This window comes from Ruegeria sp. F12, assembly GCF_056533885.1.
This window is the reverse complement of the sequence record NZ_JBQFOV010000004.1, coordinates 203,260-219,468: the sequence shown is the minus strand read 5'-3', so window position 1 is coordinate 219,468 and position 16,209 is coordinate 203,260. Positions and strand designations below refer to the sequence as shown.

General features: G+C 57.3%; 12 protein-coding genes. 3 read left to right on the top strand and 9 right to left on the bottom strand.

Going from position 1 to position 16,209, the window contains the following annotated elements; all coding sequences use genetic code 11:
• Positions 1–24: 24 nt before the first annotated feature.
• The 5 genes from rfbC to ACR0CA_RS07665 form a co-directional block, all read right to left on the bottom strand.
• Complete coding sequence (rfbC, locus tag ACR0CA_RS07685; protein WP_480551217.1) at positions 25–582, bottom strand: dTDP-4-dehydrorhamnose 3,5-epimerase; 558 nt, start codon at positions 580–582, stop codon at positions 25–27.
• Positions 583–1,638 carry an NAD-dependent epimerase/dehydratase family protein gene (locus tag ACR0CA_RS07680; protein WP_170773282.1) on the bottom strand — a complete coding sequence of 352 codons (1,056 nt, stop codon included), beginning with the start codon at positions 1,636–1,638 and terminating at the stop codon, positions 583–585.
• 6 nt (positions 1,639–1,644) lie between these two features.
• The gene (gene rfbF, locus ACR0CA_RS07675; RefSeq protein WP_170773284.1) at positions 1,645–2,415 is read right to left on the bottom strand and encodes a glucose-1-phosphate cytidylyltransferase; all 771 of its coding nucleotides are present in this window, start codon (positions 2,413–2,415) and stop codon (positions 1,645–1,647) included.
• Positions 2,416–2,533: 118 nt separating this feature from the next.
• Positions 2,534–3,850: a glycosyltransferase family protein gene (locus tag ACR0CA_RS07670; protein WP_480898099.1), complete on the bottom strand. Its 1,317-nt coding sequence runs from the start codon at positions 3,848–3,850 to the stop codon at positions 2,534–2,536.
• 195 nt (positions 3,851–4,045) lie between these two features.
• Positions 4,046–4,966 (bottom strand): NAD-dependent epimerase/dehydratase family protein, encoded by a 921-nt coding sequence (locus tag ACR0CA_RS07665; protein ID WP_480898097.1) that lies wholly within the window; start codon positions 4,964–4,966, stop codon positions 4,046–4,048.
• 472 nt (positions 4,967–5,438) lie between these two features.
• Here ACR0CA_RS07665 and ACR0CA_RS07660 point away from each other — a divergent pair, with 472 nt between their 5' ends.
• Positions 5,439–6,488 (top strand): FkbM family methyltransferase, encoded by a 1,050-nt coding sequence (locus tag ACR0CA_RS07660; protein WP_480898094.1) that lies wholly within the window; start codon positions 5,439–5,441, stop codon positions 6,486–6,488.
• Here the strand turns inward: ACR0CA_RS07660 and ACR0CA_RS07655 are convergent.
• Both ACR0CA_RS07655 and mtnA read right to left on the bottom strand, forming a co-directional pair.
• Positions 6,485–8,518, bottom strand: a complete 2,034-nt coding sequence (locus tag ACR0CA_RS07655) for a bifunctional aldolase/short-chain dehydrogenase (RefSeq protein WP_480898093.1) — start codon at positions 8,516–8,518, stop codon at positions 6,485–6,487. The two genes, ACR0CA_RS07660 and ACR0CA_RS07655, sit on opposite strands and share 4 nt — an antisense overlap.
• A 32-nt stretch (positions 8,519–8,550) precedes the next feature.
• Positions 8,551–9,642 carry an S-methyl-5-thioribose-1-phosphate isomerase gene (gene mtnA, locus ACR0CA_RS07650; protein ID WP_480898092.1) on the bottom strand — a complete coding sequence of 364 codons (1,092 nt, stop codon included), beginning with the start codon at positions 9,640–9,642 and terminating at the stop codon, positions 8,551–8,553.
• A gap of 296 nt (positions 9,643–9,938) precedes the next feature.
• Here mtnA and ACR0CA_RS07645 point away from each other — a divergent pair, with 296 nt between their 5' ends.
• Complete coding sequence (locus tag ACR0CA_RS07645) at positions 9,939–10,970, top strand: NADP-dependent oxidoreductase (protein WP_480503687.1); 1,032 nt, start codon at positions 9,939–9,941, stop codon at positions 10,968–10,970.
• A gap of 63 nt (positions 10,971–11,033) precedes the next feature.
• Here ACR0CA_RS07645 and putA read toward each other — a convergent pair whose 3' ends face one another.
• On the bottom strand, positions 11,034–14,504 hold the full coding sequence (gene putA, locus ACR0CA_RS07640) for a bifunctional proline dehydrogenase/L-glutamate gamma-semialdehyde dehydrogenase PutA (protein WP_480898090.1): 3,471 nt from the start codon (positions 14,502–14,504) through the stop codon (positions 11,034–11,036).
• Between the two features lie 79 nt (positions 14,505–14,583).
• Here putA and ACR0CA_RS07635 point away from each other — a divergent pair, with 79 nt between their 5' ends.
• Positions 14,584–15,087, top strand: a complete 504-nt coding sequence (locus ACR0CA_RS07635; protein WP_480876910.1) for an Lrp/AsnC family transcriptional regulator — start codon at positions 14,584–14,586, stop codon at positions 15,085–15,087.
• A gap of 15 nt (positions 15,088–15,102) precedes the next feature.
• Here the strand turns inward: ACR0CA_RS07635 and ACR0CA_RS07630 are convergent, their stop codons facing one another.
• Positions 15,103–16,071, bottom strand: a complete 969-nt coding sequence (locus ACR0CA_RS07630; RefSeq protein WP_480898087.1) for a DUF3137 domain-containing protein — start codon at positions 16,069–16,071, stop codon at positions 15,103–15,105.
• Between the last annotated feature and the right edge of the window lie 138 nt (positions 16,072–16,209).

Sequence of the window (16,209 nt, the reverse complement as noted above, 5' to 3'; positions counted from 1 at the left end):
AAATCCTGGGCCAGTTTCCGCAAATTACTCAGTTTCTTTTACTGCATGGGTCGATCTGTCCAGATCGTTCCACGTTTGGTCTTTCTGCGAAACTTCCTGAGCTGCCATAGGCCAATTGATGCCGATCGCCGGATCATCCCAACGCAGACCACGCTCACTTTCCGGCGCGTATGCCGCGCTGACCGGATAGATGATTTCCGTGTCATCAGTAAGGCTCATGAAGCCGTGGGCAAAGCCTTTCGGCACATACATCATCTTGCGATTCTCAGCGGTAAGTTCAGCGCCGAACCATTGACCGAACGTCTTTGACCCATCCCGAAGATCGACGATGACATCGAAGATCGCACCTTTTACGCAGCGCATCAGCTTGACCTCGGCGTGGGGGGGAAGTTGATAATGCATACCCCGCACTGTGCCCTTCGACATGGTCAATGAATTGTTGATCTGCACGAACTTTCCGACAAGGCCATGTGCTTTGAACTCGTCCTCGCAGAACATTCGGGCAAAGAAGCCGCGGTCATCGCCGCGTTTTTCCAGCTCGATCAGGTAAGCCCCTTCAAGCGGGGTCGGGGTGAACAGCATTTACAGCGACCCCCAGCGAAGATCACGCGACAAACGTCCGCTGTCGATATGCGCACGCAGTGCGTTCAGTCGGATGAAAGACGAACTGCGGAAATCAGTGTCGCCAAAGCCGAAATGTTCCAGCCCTGCGCGCAGACGTTCGATGGATTGCTCGAGCGTCACTTGCGGGATGGACTCGGGGGCCAGCGATTTGAACAGCGCGAAGTCAACCTGGTACGAGCGTTTGTCGGGCGGCGCGTCGGTATTGATCTCGACCACGGTGCCGGGGAATTGTGCTTTGACCTTTTCGGCCAGCTCAGAGATACGCACATTGCTTTCGTCACGTCCGGCATTCACGGCCAGGAATTTACCGCCATTCGACGTTTCGCGCAGAGCTGCCCATTCAATGGCGCGAGCCATGTCCTCGACATCGATCAAGGGCCGCCACGGCGTTCCGTCGCTGAGAACGACGATCTTGTTGGTAGCCATGGCGCAGGCCACGAAGTCGTTCAGCACTAGATCCAGACGCAGCCTGTCGGACATGCCGCAGGCAGTTGCGAACCGCAAAGAGGTCAGGGTCATGTCGCCCAGATCGGCCTCTTGCAGGTCAAGCTCGGTGCCTATTTTGGACCGGGCATAGGCGGTTTGCGGGGCGGTAGCGTCGGTTTCCTTGCGCGGGCCGCCCTCGGCCGCGCCGTACATGGAACAGGAGGAGGCAAAGACGAAATTCGATACGCCACATTCGGCGGCAAGCTTGGCCAGCCGAACGCTTGCGGCGCGGTTGATGTCATGGGTGACTGTTTCGAATTCTTTGCCCATGGGGTCGTTGGAAACGGCGGCCAGATGGACCACCGCGTCGCAGCCCGCAAGATGGTCAGCGGTGATGTCGCGTGTGTCGCCATAGTGCTGTGTGTCATACACGATTTCGGGCAGGAAATCGGACCCGGTCAGCGAATGCGAGAAAAAGCCCGCGTCATACCCGACCAGATGCAGGTCCGCGTGTCGCTGTTTCAGAAAACGCCCCAGAACGGGGCCGACATAACCTGTGTTTCCGGTCACTAGGATTTTCTTAGACATGCTACGTCACCACACTTTCCATTTTGCTTCGTTGTTGGACCAAAGACGGTTCAAATGCTCCTTGTCCCGCAGGGTATCCATGGGTTGCCAGAAACCATGGTGGTACCAAGCCCGCAACTGATCGTCATTTGCAAGGTTTTCCAGAGGTTCGCGCTCCCAAACCGTGAAGTCATCGTCGATATAGTCCACGATTTTCGGAGAAACGATGAAATATCCGCCATTGATCCAGCCGCCGTCGCCAACCGGCTTTTCCTGAAACCCGAGCACCTTCTCGTCTTGAAGGTCCAGTGCGCCAAACCGCCCCGGAGGCTGAACGGCGGTGACGGTAGCCAGTTTTCCGTGTTGTTTATGGAATTCGATGGCAGCAGTGATGTTAACGTCAGCGACGCCGTCCCCATAGGTGATGCACACGGCCTCGTCATCTTTGAAATACCGCGAAGCCCGCTTGATCCGGCCACCAATCTGAGAGTTTTCGCCGGTTTCGACCAGTGTAACGGTCCAAGGCTCGGCTCGCATTTCATGGACGGTCATGCTGTTTTGTTTGATGTCAAAAGTGACGTCGGCATTGTGCAAGAAATAGTTTTGGAAATACTCTTTGATAAAGTAGCCCTTATATCCCAGGCAAATAACGAAGTCATTGATGCCATGGTGGGAATAGGTTTTCATGATATGCCACAAGATCGGTTTGCCCCCGATTTCAACCATCGGCTTTGGGCGCAATCCGGTTTCTTCTGCAAGGCGCGTACCGAACCCGCCGGCAAGAATAACAGCCTTCATTTTTCTATCTTTCAGTTCCTGGGTGTTTGGATTTATTGAACGCAAATAATTTCTTCTAGTATTTATTGTGGTTTACGCTTCCCAAATGCTGCTGCCCTTTGCAACAAGTATTCCATTCCTACTTTTGTTGCGTTGGCGCGTCCTTTTGATTGACGGCCGAGTTCAGGCGATCCAGAGCGTCGGCAATTTCCTTTTGCTGCATATCTATCTTCGAAAGCTGGTCGACAGCCACCGCCTGCCGCTCGATCAGATAACTTTGTCCGGCTAACATGTGCCTCATCCGCATTCGGTTGCGTTTTCGGCTCTGGGTGAGGCGTCTCCAAGTTCTGACAAACCAGTTTTTATGCCGTTCCTGAGCATGGTGCAGCGTAGGTGTTGCCGAAAAATCTGGCTGATCGGCAATGCTTGCATCCCACATGACATGGTCTTTTTCAGGGCGCGCGGGCAAACGCTCGAGCTTTTCGATCAGGCGGCCATAGGTTTGCTGGCTATCATATTCAGCTGCAATTTCGCGCATCATGGCTGATTTTTCGCTGACAAGCTCCGGGCGATCCGTAATTTGCCGGAATATGGTTTTATACGATTCCGTATCTTTGGGTTTGCAAACGAACAACGCGTCGGGATGCCTGGTCGAAAAATCATCCCCGGACGTGTTGATCACTGGAATGCCGAAATACATGTAGTCCAGAAAGCGCATTCTGTAGCTTTGCCACGCCTCGAGCGTGTCCTGGCTGACATTGATCCCAACATCGGCGATGCTCAGATAGTCTTGGACATGTTTACCGCCCTCGTCCCAGTCTTCAAACAGGACAAGGTGTTTACCCAGCTTATCCCGGTACTTGTCCAGAATGGCACGGAATTGCGCGACGTATTCGTCGTGATCGCGGTTAAAAGGCTGCACAATTCCCATCATGTAGAGCCGCAGCCTATGAGACGGGTTTTCGACAGTAAATTCGCAGAACGCCTGGAAAAAAGTGTTGAAGTCTGTCCATTTCCAAATGCCGCCGGAATTCAGAACCATGATGTCATCGGGCTCTAGTCCCAGTTTCTGCCGCAGTTCCTGCCGATCAGGGGCCTGTCGCTTGACCTCATCCACGATCCCTTGGGGTGCGATCAGGATACGATCTTCGTAAGGAAACCGCGCCAGCAGGTGCAGCAAGGAAAACAGCACCTGCTTCATACGGATATTTTGGGTGACGTAATAGTCCACATGATAGCGGGCCGCGGTAATCACCCGCCGCAAGTAGTCGTGCGTAAACAAGCCGGGATCTTCAACCCAATGCAAAGCGGGCATAATGGCGATGATCTTGGCACTGGGAAATGTCGGCTTGATGTTGAGAGCGTCGGGGAAAACGCTCACGACAAAATCGACTTCCTTGTTGTTAATATCTGCGGTTTCGCACACATAGTTGGGGTAGGCGCTGACTACCTTCACGCGGAATTTCGGATCCGTAGGTTCCTGCGCTGAGGCCAAGAATACAGTGTGACCGCGTCTGAGCGCTTCGTGCACAAATTGAAACAGGTTCTTGTCGTGGCTGTAGTTCAAGGCAAGCGGTTTGCCGTTTTCCAGCTTTGGAAACTGGATGTTGTCCAGCAGCGCGAGAGTTGTGAGCGTGTGTTTTTGCGACATTTACTTTGCCAGTCTCAATGCTTTGCGTTTTGATTCCCACACTCTTTCAAGACCTTTACGAAGACTGACGCGAGGGGACCACCCCGGAACGCGCGACAATTTGCGATTGGGCTCCATTATTTCATTCGGACGATACGGGCGTTCGCCCCATTGGATGGGGGGTGCTGCCTCCGTGATCTCGCCGATCAATGCTTCGAGATCGCGAAGCGAGTGATGCTCACCTGAAGACACACCATAGACTTCCAATTGGTCCAGCGGGTCGCCTGCCGCGCGCTCGGTCGCGGCGACAATCGCAGCCGCAGCATCTTCGACGTAGACGAGGTCCATTTTCTGAAACCCCGGCGACATTTTCAGGGGCTCTTGCGCGACGACCGCGTTAAAAACAAGATCGACAACTTTGTTGCGCCAATCTGATGGGCCGTAGTTGTCAAACATTCTAAGGGAAATGACATTCAGCCCGTTCTTTGCGAAAGGAACCAGAATATCTTCGGCGGCCTGCTTTGTCGCTGCGTAGTAGTTGAACGGGTCATAGATGTTTTCCGGCGACGAAGTTTGCCAGCTTGTGCCGCATACCACCATGCCCTTCGCCCCGCAGCGCGCCGCGCTTTGGGCCAGAAGCGACGGCAATAGCGTGTTGACCTCGAGCATCGCGCGTATGCCCTCTTCGTCTTCCTTGGCCCGAGAAATGGCCGCGATATGCACGATTACATCAGGCGAAAAGGCTTCGACCTGCGCGCAAATATCCTTCAGTTCTGGTTTCAGGATCAGTGTCTCAACGGTCGCGGAGCCATCTGCGAGAAGGTCGTCAACAGAGGTAGATGATGCCCGTTGCAAGCTGCCTATGTGAAAAGGTTTCTCCGCCAATTGGCGTAAGACTGCTTGCCCCAGAAAACCGGTTCCACCCGTCACCAATACTCTCATCCTGAGCCTCATTCCGCATTCGTCGGGTAGGTCACTCGCACACTAAAGTGACATTTACCAGACACTAGCACATTGGATTTGAACAGGGGCAAATGCAGTGGAGCGAGACAAGCGGAAAATCGCCAGTTTCGAATGGGTTATTTAAGGGGTCATTGCTTGTGTTTATGTCGATTGACTTCTAGCGTGCGGGCTGACTTAACCGCACACAACAGCTATTTTGGGCCGTGAGCTTTTTTGGCCTCCGACGCCTCACTAAGGATCGCATTTGATGGAAGTATTTTCGACAAGCCCAGATTATATGACCTTCGAGGTCAGGGATAGAACAGCGCGTTTCGTCCGGGTTTCTCAAAATCAGGATATGCACTTCCATGCCGCATTTTTCCGCCTAGACCAGGTTCTTGACCTGTCAGGCGGAAAACAGTGGGTTGAAGTGTCGTTCTCATGGTTTGGGCGCCATGATCAAAGCGGCGACATGCCGCCTGTTTTCGAAGCTTATTTGGAGCACGGCGCCCCTGAAAATCGAAATTTCAACGCGGCTTCTCACCCGCGGTTACTGGATCATGCTTGGGGCCGCGAGACCTTGGTTTTCGAGCTGGATGGGTCCGAAGTGGATCCGATCATTGGCCTTCGGTTCAGCGACCCGCGTATAACCCTGATGACGTTCAAAGCGTTAAATCTATCGGTGCAATCCAGTCCTCAGGCACCGACGCCGCAGCAGTTGCAAACGCAGTATGCTCCGTTTGTAAAAGACGGCTGGTTTCCTGATCCATTCATGCAGGCGCTGCATGATGTTGTCCGGCTATATTATACGCCGGTGCTTGAACGCGGCGGTGACGCTATCGACATCGGGGCAAACAAAGGGTTTCACACCCATGCCATGCGCAATGCCATTTGCCGACCGGACCAGAAGCTGATTGCAGTCGAACCGCACCCGACGCTGCATCGCGCGTTGCAGCAAGGTTTTGCGGGCGACCCGCAGGTCGACATTACCAATGTGCTTATCGGGTCTCGGGCGGCCAGCGATGTCAGTTTTACCTATTCCGAAACTCATCACGAGCTTGGCTCCGCGCGCCCAAATTACATTGAAGAGTTCTTCCCTGATATCGAGGATGATTTTGAAACCATCCGTATGGATATGCTGAACGTTGATGTGCTGGTCGATCAGTTCGGCCTGACACCTGGTTTCATCAAAATCGACGTGGAAGGGTTCGAGCTTGAGGTCCTGCACGGTGCTCACAAAACGTTCGAAAACTTCCGACCCGTTGTAGCGTTTGAGTTCAATGTCACGAGTTCACCCAATAACAGCTATCTGCTAGCCGATATGTTTGACCATTTCGACTATGTGATTTTTGATTGCTTTGGCAACCGGCTGGGGGCCACGACCTGGTGCAATCCCAGTATCGCTCCGATTGACCGCGTCGCCATTCCCGCTGAACAGGCCGAGGCCGTGATGGCTGCAGTACAGGGGCCTTTGGACCAGCATTGGCGAGAGTGGCAGCAGGCGCAGAAATCACCCGGCTAACGCAGTTCGGCCTCAGTGTTGCCGCCATCGACGGTAAGGACGTGGCCGGTGGTACGCTCGGACAGTGCAAGGGTCACGAAACCGTCGGCGACGTGGTGAGCCTGAACTTCGCGGCCCAGAAGATTTCCGCCCATATAGGTGTCTTCGCTGACACCACGGGCGGAGGCGCGTTCCTTGATGAAATCGTCCGTTAACAGGCGCGAGCGGATGCGGTCGGCATTCACCCCGTTCACGCGAATGCCCGCACCGGCCAGTTCCAAAGTCAACTGGCGCATCAGGAACATGGTGGCCGCTTTCGGTGTGCCATAGGCCCCGAAATTCTTGCCGGGATTGACCGCCTGTTTTGAGATGTTGAACAGAATCTGCCCGCCGCGTCCCTGCGCCTGTATCACGCGGGCGGCGGCGGTGGCAAAATTCTTGTGGGCAAAGAAATTCAATTCGAACGCCTGCCGGAAGGCCGCATCGTCCAGATCCAGCAAAGCCCCCGACGTGGCTGTGCCTGCGTTTGAGATCAGGATGTCTAAGCCGCCAAAGGCGAGGATCGCTGCGTCCATCGCCCGCTGGGCCGCACCGTCCGAAGTGATGTCTTCGGCATGGGCGACGTGCCACCGCCCAAGCTGTCCCAGTGCCTGATCCAAGGCCTGCGGGTCCTTGTCGATCAGCACCAGGTTGGCCCCCTTGGCGGCAAAGGCTTTGGCCGTGGCCAGCCCGATCGCGCCCGCACCGCCCGTGATCATAACGACTTTGCCCTGAAACGGCGGTGGCGTTCCCTTGCCCAGCTTGGCCTGTTCCAGCGACCAATACTCGCAGTCGAACATGTCCTTTTCGCTGATTGGATAGAACCCGCCCGCATCTTCGCCAACGGCGCGCACGCGGATATTTTGCTCGGCCAGATCGGCCGCTGCTGCTGCTGCTTTGGCGTTTCCGCCCATGCCGACGATGCCGATCCCTTCGATCCAGGCATGTTTGGGATCAGGGGTCAGCAGGGTTTTGGGTTCCTTGGCGTGCGGAGCCTGACGGTTGAAATAGGCGCGATACTCGTCGGCAAAACCTTCGACCTTGGCTTTGATGGTCTCGCGGTTGGCTAGATCGGCGCGGCGCAGCACCAGCGGGCGGCCCTTGGTGCGGATCACGTGATCGGGTGAGGCCATCCCACGTGTGGCCAGCGCGTCGATATCGGGGCGGGCCATGAAGGTATGGGTATGATCGCCGTTGCGCAGATCAAAGATGGGCATCGCGTCGTCGCGCTCGGCATTCACCTCGGCGATGACACCGCGCAGCATAGGCAGAACCTGCAAACTCTCAGCTGGACGGCGTTCGCCGATAGGGGTGACGCCCGTCAGGCCCAGATAGGCGGCGACCTCATTGGTGTGGCTGACGATCTTGTCATAGCTTTCCTGCGCCGTGTCACCGAAGGCAAAATGCCCGTGTTGCAGCAGCAAGAGCCCCTCGACGGCAGGGTTGGCGTCGTAGACATCAGCGGCCGCCTTGGCCAGATCGAAGCCGGGCATGATATAGGGTACAATGCCCAAACGATCGCCGAAGATCTCGCGGCAGATCTCGGCTGCGTTAGGCAGGTTAGCAAGGATCAGGAAAGGTGTCGCGTGGGTGTGGTCAACATATCTATGCGGCAGGAACGCATGCAGCAGCGTTTCGACCGACGGGTTGGGCGAGGTCGAATCCAGCAAGTTCGAGCGTTGGTAGTTGACCATGTCTTCGTCGGAAAGGGTTTCAAGTTGCCGGGCCTTCAGCAAAGGATCAAGCCAGACCCCTGGCAGACCCGGTGCCTCGATCGTGTCCAGATCCCAGCCCGAGCCTTTGACATGCAGCACCTGGCGCTGGTCGCCGAACAGATCAGGACGCTCCAGTTTAACCGAGGTATTGCCGCCGCCATGCATTAACAGGTCGGGGTTCTGGCCGATCAGGCGCGAGGTATAGACACGCTCTGCCAGTTCCTGATCGGCGGGGTCATCGCCCGCCGCCGCGCGCCATTCCTGTGCTTTTGCCGCGTCGTACCAGTTTTCAATCATCGGTGTTCTTTCGGTTTGCAGTCTGTGGGCTTTCAATGTGCTTTGTCGGGGAACAGACCCGCCAAGCCTTGGGCGCTGGCGTCGCAAATGCCGCGTTCGGTGATCAGGCCGGTGACCAGCCGGTTGGGGGTGACGTCAAAGGCCGGATTGCCGCCGGGTGTGCCCTGCGGCGTGATCTGAACATCGCCGATCTGACCCTGTTGCAGACCCTGAATAAGGGTAATCTCGGCCTCGGGGCGGTCTTCGATGGGGATTTCGGCGACCCCGTCTTGTAGTGACCAGTCGATGGTGGGCGAGGGTAGGGCGACATAGAACGGCACGCCGTTGTCATGGGCCGCCAGCGCCTTGAGATAGGTACCGATCTTGTTGCACACATCGCCGCGCGCGGTGGTGCGGTCGGTGCCGGTGATGACCAGATCGACCAGCCCGCGCTGCATTAGATGCCCGCCTGCATTGTCCACCACATAGGTGTGCGGGATGCCATGTTCGCCCAGCTCCCACGCGGTCAGGGTGCCTTGGTTGCGGGGGCGGGTTTCGTCGACCCAGACATGGATCGGAATCCCTTCGTTATAGGCGTGGTACATCGGGCTGGTGGCCGTGCCCCAATCGACCGTCGCCAGCCAGCCGGCGTTGCAATGGGTCAGAAGGTTCACTGGCTCGCCTGCGGGCTTCTTCGCGGCGATCTCTCTGATCAGGGCCAGGCCGTTTTCACCAATGCGGCGGTTGATTTCGATATCTTCCTCGAACACCTCCTGCGCCAGCGCCCAGGCGGCCTCGGCCCGGTTTTCGGGGGGCAGGGGCAACAGAGTCGCGCGGCACCGCGCCAGCGCCCAGGCCAGATTGACCGCAGTGGGCCGCGTCGCGTTCAAAACGGCGCTGGCGTGTTCGAAATTGTCGTCCGAGGGGTCTCGCGTCATCGCCTCGGCCATGCCAAAGGCGGCGGTGGCCCCGATCAGAGGCGCCCCGCGCACCCACATGTCGCGGATTGCGACCTCGAAATCTTCCAGCGCGGACAGTGTAACCACCTTGAAGTCATGCGGCAGCCAGCGTTGATCAATAATCCGGACCGCACCGCTTTGTGCATCGCGCCAGATCGAATGGTAGGGAACGCCGCCGACTTTCATTGCCTATCCTCCTGGTTGTGTCGTGCCCCCGAGGGCCGTGTCCCCGCCGCAACAGGCCCAAAACGCGCCAGCCCTTCGAAATGAGGATTGTAAACCACGGGCGCAGCGGGTCGGTTGACGAAATGAGACATGCAAGTTGTTGGCGATTGGCCCGGCATTGTCAAACCCTTGCAAGGTGAAAAGATCGGTGGATTTCAGCAGCCTATGGTTGTATCGCCACAATTCCGGGGCAGATTGGGTTGCACATCTTAGCTATCCGGTCTCTGCTACGGCAAACCGATTTGTAGGAGAGCACCATGCCCCAATCCCCCGACACAAACCGCCGTATTGTTCTGGCTGAACGTCCCAAGGGCCAGCCAGACGAGAACACTCTGCGGTTAGAGACAACCGATGTCCCGACGCCCGGGGCAGATGAAATGCTAGTGCGCACGGTCTTTCTGTCTTTGGACCCCTATATGCGTGGACGCATGAATGATGCAAAATCCTATGCCGAGCCGGTGGCGATCGGCGGTGTTATGACTGCGCAGGTCGTGGGACGGGTCGAGCAGTCGAACCTTCAGGGCTTTGCGGTTGGCGATTATGTCCTGAACATGAGCGGCTGGCAGGATTATGCGATCTCGGACGGGGTGCAGGTGGTCAATCTTGGTCAATCACCAGACAACCCGTCCTGGGCGCTGGGGATTTTGGGGATGCCGGGCTATACGGCCTACGCCGGGCTGCTGAAAATCGGTGAGCCAAAACCCGGTGAGACCGTCGTTGTCGCCGCAGCCTCAGGCCCGGTGGGGGCGACTGTGGGTCAGATTGCCAAGCTGAAAGGCTGCCGGGTGGTCGGCATTGCGGGTGGGCCCGAGAAATGCGCGCATGTGGTGCAAAATCTGGGATTTGATGCTTGTCTGGATCATCGCTCGGATGATCTGGCTGGACAACTGCGTGATGCCTGCCCGGATGGCATCGACGTCTATTTCGAGAATGTCGGCGGCAAGGTGCTATATGCGGTTCTGCCCTTGTTGAACCCGTTCGCGCGCGTTCCGGTTTGCGGCGTCATGGCCTGGTACAACCTGCCCGGTCTGCCCGAGGGGCCGGATATGGGCCCGGTGATCATGGGGACGTTGTTGCGGATGAAGGTACGCATGCAGGGTTTCATCATTTTCGACAATTTCGGCCCCGAAGTGTATCAGGAGTTCGTTCGCGATATGACCGGCTGGCTAAAAGACGGCTCGGTCACTTACAAAGAACACTTGGTCGAGGGGCTGGAAAACGCGCCTGAAGCGTTCAATCAGCTATTGGCCGGGGGAAATTTTGGTAAAATGGTCGTAAAGGTGGGCTGATCTGACAGCCTCTCATTTTTACGCGCCGCCCCGGACAAATCGGTCTGCCGGGGCGGTCGCGGGTTAACTTGCTGCCGCCAAAAGCGAGGCGTTGCCACCGGCAGCGGTGGTGTCAATACACACGTGACGCTCAAGCTGGCAGCGATCGCCAAAATCCGCGTCATTGATCAGCGGGATCAAAGCACCGGGTCGCTGCGCCAAGGCCGTGCGGATGGCCCGAAGCTGAGCCTCTTCTCCCCAACAGACAACCGCATCGAAGCCCGAAATCGAGCCTAACACAGCGGGTTCCAGTACACCGTCCACCGTGTTCGGACCCGTTGCGCCGGGCGCAACGATGACGGCGGAACAGCCATGCGCCACAGCGATTTCGCGCTGCGCCTGCGCGGCCTCAAGCGATGGGCCAAGACACAGGATGATGCCACGGCCATAGGTCGACAGCGTGTTCGACTCGCCCGTCGGTCCTGGGAGCTGTTTCCGTTTCAACGCGATACGCGGTGGGCGTTTGGTCGCCGTCATGACAGCCTGAACGGTGGCCTGATCGGCGGTCTGTCCCATAGCCCCGGCAAGGCTTTGCGTCGCAGGTTTAGTGAAGCGTTTAACGTAAGACGGACCGCCCGCCTTAGGTCCTGTGCCCGACAATCCCTCACCCCCGAAGGGTTGGGACCCCACGATCGCGCCAATCTGGTTGCGGTTGATATACATGTTGCCGACGTTCAGTTGCGACGTAACCTGTTCGATCCGGTCGTCGATGCGCGAGTGCATTCCGAAGGTCAGGCCAAAGCCGGTGGCATTTATCGCAGCGACCACCGCGTCCAGCTCCGACGCCTTGTAGGTGGCCACATGCATGACCGGGCCGAACACCTCTTTTTCCAGATCAGCAATACCCGATACACGCAGGACGGTTGGGGCCACGAAAGTGCCGTCTGTCGGAGTATCCAGTTGTTTCAACACGTGTCCCTGCGCGCGGGCGCCTTCGACATAGGCTAGAATTTCACCCTGCGCGCCGTCACTGATCACTGGCCCGACATCGGTGCGCAAGTCCCATGGGTTGCCCACGACCAGCTCATCCATCGCGCCGTATAGCATCTCGAGGAATGGTTCGGCCACGTCCTCTTGCACGTAGAGCAGCCGTAGCGCAGAACAGCGCTGACCGGCGGATTGGAAGGCCGAGGCGACGATATCCTTGATCGCCTGTTCCGGCAGCGCCGTGGAGTCCACGATCATCGCGTTCAGCCCACCAGTTTCGGCGATCAAAGGGGCCTCGGGGGCGATCTGATCAACCATGGCGCGGTTGATCGTCTGCGCCGTGTGGGTCGAGCCGGTAAAGCACACCCCTTTGATCCTTGGGTCCGACGTCAGCCGTGTGCCCACGACCGAGCCGCGGCCCGGCAGCAGTTGCAACGCCGTCTTCGGAACCCCGGCTTCATGCATCAGGTTGACGGCGACCCAGGCGGTGATGGCCGTTGGGTCCGCCGGTTTGGCCAGGACACCATTGCCAGCGGCCAGCGCGGCGGCGATCTGCCCGGTGAAGATGGCCAGCGGGAAGTTCCACGGTGAAATGCAAACCATCACACCGCGCGCAGGTCGCGTAACTTCGGTGCCGCGCACAGCATAGTAGCGCAGGAAATCGACCGCCTCGCGCAGCTCGGCGATGGCGTCCATCGGGGTCTTGCCCGCTTCGCGGGTGAGGATGGCAAAAAGCTCTCCGAAGTTCTGCTCATATAGCTCGGCGGCGCGAAACAGGGTCTGGCGACGCGTTTCAGCATCCGCGTTCCACGGGGCCGCCGCGCCAAGTGCCGTTTCGACATCCTCGACCGATGCCTCAGCCACCACACCCACCTTGTCCGCGTGATCGGCGGGATTGAGGACAGGGCGGTCTGTGGTGTTCTGCGACGCGCTCTCCAAAAGCGGCCCAACCTGCCAGAACTTTGCGCGAAATGGCGCGCGCGCCTGTTCGATCTCGGCCAGATCGTCGGTGTCGTGCAAATCCCAGCCCCGTGAATTCGGGCGTTCGGTCCCATAAAGGTCGGCAGGCAGCAGAACAGCCGCGTTAGAGCCTGAGTCGAGCGCATCGAACGGGTCGGCGGCGACGATTTCCGGGGCCACGGATTGGTCCACGATCTGGTTCACGAACGAAGAGTTCGCCCCGTTTTCCAGCAAGCGCCGCACCAGATAGGCCAGAAGGTCCCGATGCGCCCCGACCGGCGCGTAAATCCGGCACCGAGTGCCGCTGCCTTTCAGGACCAGATCATGCAGGCTCTCGCCCATGCCGTGCAGGCGCTGGAACTCGAAACTGCGCGTGTCTGTGGCCATGTCGAGGATCGCGGCCACCGTATGGGCGTTATGGGTGGCAAATTGCGGATATATACGATCTGTCATGCCCAGCAGTTTCTGGGCGCAGCAGATATACGAGATATCGGTGGCCGCCTTGCGAGTGAAAACCGGGAAGCCGCCCAGCCCTTCGACCTGTGCTCGCTTGATCTCGGTATCCCAATAGGCACCTTTTACCAGACGCACCATGATTTTACGGTCCAATTCAGCAGCCAGCGCATGCAGCCAATCCAGAACATAGGCTGCGCGCTTGCCATAGGCCTGCACGACCACGCCGAACCCGTCCCAGCCCGCAAGCGACGGGTCGCGCAGAACGGCTTCGATCACGTCAAGGGACAGATCCAGCCGATCCGCCTCTTCCGCGTCGATATTCAGGCCCATATTGGCGGCCTTGGCCTGTTGTGCAAGTTGCAGCGTCAGGGGCACCAGCTCCGCCATCACCCGGTCTTTTTGCCCGACCTCATAGCGGGGATGCAGCGCCGAGAGCTTGATCGAAATGCCGGGGTTTTCCCGAATGTCTTGCGCGTCGCATTCCCTGGCCAGCTTGGCGATGGCGTCCGAATACGCGGCCAGAAACGCCTTGGCGTCGTGGGCTGTCAAAGCAGCCTCGCCCAGCATGTCGTACGAATAGGTATAGCCCTCGGCTTCTTGTTTCTTGCCGCGTTCCAGTGCTTCTTCGATGGTTTCACCCAGCACGAACTGCGCGCCCATTTCCTTCATCGCCCGCGCCACCGCGACCCGGATCACCGGTTCCCCCAGCCGTTTCACCGCCCCTTTCAGGGTCGCAGCAATGCCGGTGCCATCCTGCAGAACCTTGCCCGTCAGCATCAATGCCCAGGTGGAGGCGTTGACCAGAGACGACGACGATTGCCCTAGATGCTGCCCCCAGGCCGAAGGTGCGATCTTGTCCTCGATCAGCGCGTCAATCGTATCTGCGTCGGGCACCCGTAGCAGCGCCTCGGCCAGACACATCAGGGCCACGCCTTCATTGGTGGACAGGCCATATTCGGCCAGAAAGACTTCCATCAGGCCGGGGCGGCTGTCGTTGCGGATCGCGCGTACAAGATCAGCCGCGCGATTCTGGACCACCGCCCGCCTTGCTGCGTCAATCGGATTGCGGCTTGTCAGGTCCCGCAATACCTCGAATTCTGCCCGCAGGTGGTTGTGTCGAAGGTTCAGACGAATATCATGTAGCCCAGTCATGTTCTTTCCAATCCGCGTTCGATTTAAATAATCTTACCAAATCGCCGAAAGTTATGTTGACTAAAGCTTCAAAATAGGCGTGTTTATTGACCAAATTTCCTATTTAGTTTTGGCGATTGAGACCGTGTTAATAGAGAAAAATAGTCAATTAGACCGACATGACCTGAAAATCCTACGTATTCTGAGCCGTGAAGGCCGTATTCCGGTGACGGAATTGTCGGCGCGGGTCGGATTATCCAAGACACCTTGTCAAGTGCGGATGAAACGTCTGATCTCGGAAGGGTATATACAGGGGTTTCGCGCGATTCTGGACCCATCGAAGCTGGGGGTCGAACAGGTGGTCTTTGTCGAGGTTAGCCTGAAAATCACCACCGAAGCGGCTTTGACTGAGTTCAATGAAGCTGTGCAACGAGCGCCCGAGGTCGAACAATGCCACATGATTGCGGGTGCCTTTGACTATCTGCTGAAACTGCGCACCAAGGATATGCGCAGTTACCGTGAGATTTTGGGCCGTGTCGTGTCCACGCTCCCGCATGTGGACAGCACCTCGACCCATGTGTCGATGCAATCGGTGAAAGACTGAGCCGCCCGACAGCGTTCATTGATGCAGTGCATCAATGATCTGTCGTGGCATTACCAGATCGCGGAAAGCGCGATGGATGGTTTCATCCGCTTCACTCAGCGGGGCACCACCAAGGTTGAAGCTGAGAAACCCGTGGGGAAGGCTGAGCGCCAGATAGAATTTCTTGCCCGAAAATGCCGCTGAGCAATAGTCGCGCCCACCTTGGTAGCGTTTGGCGATCTCGCTCAGCGTATAAGCGAATTCGGGTTTGACGTATTGTTCCAGCTGGTGCGGGTCGTCGGTAAAAACCTCAAAGATCTTCTCGGCATCCTCTAGGCCAAGATCCCAGCGATGTTGGGGCAAGACGTTGCGGCTTGCCCAGCTATACAGCTTGTTTAGGGTCTCACCGAAGTCCTTGACGAAGACCGTGCGTGGCAATGCGGCCGGGCAGTCGATTTCCAGCACGATGCCCGAGAACAGGGTTCTGGTCTTTCGTTTGTTGTCGCTGTCTCTGGAAGTGTCCGAGCAGCTCATTTGCAGCAGTTTGTAATTAGTGTCCCGCCAGGTGCCGCTGATCGCGTGATTTTCGCGCACGCGTTCGGATTCAGGTATGATTTGCAATGAAACCAAGCGCCCAATCGGAAGGAAGCTCATAGGTACGTCCGAGTGCAGCTCCATATGCCCTAGGAATTTGCACAGGATGGGGCGAATGTATTTCGAAACATCGGAACTGACTTTTCCGCCTCGTTCCAGATAAAGGATCAAGGCCGCGGCCCCGCCGAAAGCAAGTGGAAAAATCGCAAAAAGAGGATGAATGTAATACCCGCCTAATCCGGCCAGTACGACGGCAACAACGCCAGAGAACTTGATCCAGAACATACTGCGCGAGACGGCGGCCTGACGTTCAACTTCTTTCTCGCGTAGGAATGGGGCGATCTGCTGGTCAAAGATCCGGGAAAACCCGGTCTCGAACGGGGCAGATTCGACAAACTGGTATTCTGACATCGTTAAATCCTGACCAACAAACTACGAGTTTGGCGCAGATGCTAGCGATCCCTTGACCGCCAGAATATCCCCAGACGTGTATCATTTGTATCGGATGTGTCCGTCTTAGCCATGTTCGCGCAGGCGACGCCATTTTCG

Coding starts and splice junctions, on each gene's coding strand:
- rfbC (WP_480551217.1), bottom strand. CDS start 582: ATGCTGTTCACCCCGACCCCGCTTGAAGGGGCTTACCTGATCGAGCTG.
- ACR0CA_RS07680 (WP_170773282.1), bottom strand. CDS start 1,638: ATGTCTAAGAAAATCCTAGTGACCGGAAACACAGGTTATGTCGGCCCC.
- rfbF (WP_170773284.1), bottom strand. CDS start 2,415: ATGAAGGCTGTTATTCTTGCCGGCGGGTTCGGTACGCGCCTTGCAGAA.
- ACR0CA_RS07665 (WP_480898097.1), bottom strand. CDS start 4,966: ATGAGAGTATTGGTGACGGGTGGAACCGGTTTTCTGGGGCAAGCAGTC.
- ACR0CA_RS07660 (WP_480898094.1), top strand. CDS start 5,439: ATGCCGCCTGTTTTCGAAGCTTATTTGGAGCACGGCGCCCCTGAAAAT.
- ACR0CA_RS07655 (WP_480898093.1), bottom strand. CDS start 8,518: ATGATTGAAAACTGGTACGACGCGGCAAAAGCACAGGAATGGCGCGCG.
- mtnA (WP_480898092.1), bottom strand. CDS start 9,642: ATGAAAGTCGGCGGCGTTCCCTACCATTCGATCTGGCGCGATGCACAA.
- ACR0CA_RS07645 (WP_480503687.1), top strand. CDS start 9,939: ATGCCCCAATCCCCCGACACAAACCGCCGTATTGTTCTGGCTGAACGT.
- putA (WP_480898090.1), bottom strand. CDS start 14,504: ATGACTGGGCTACATGATATTCGTCTGAACCTTCGACACAACCACCTG.
- ACR0CA_RS07630 (WP_480898087.1), bottom strand. CDS start 16,071: ATGTCAGAATACCAGTTTGTCGAATCTGCCCCGTTCGAGACCGGGTTT.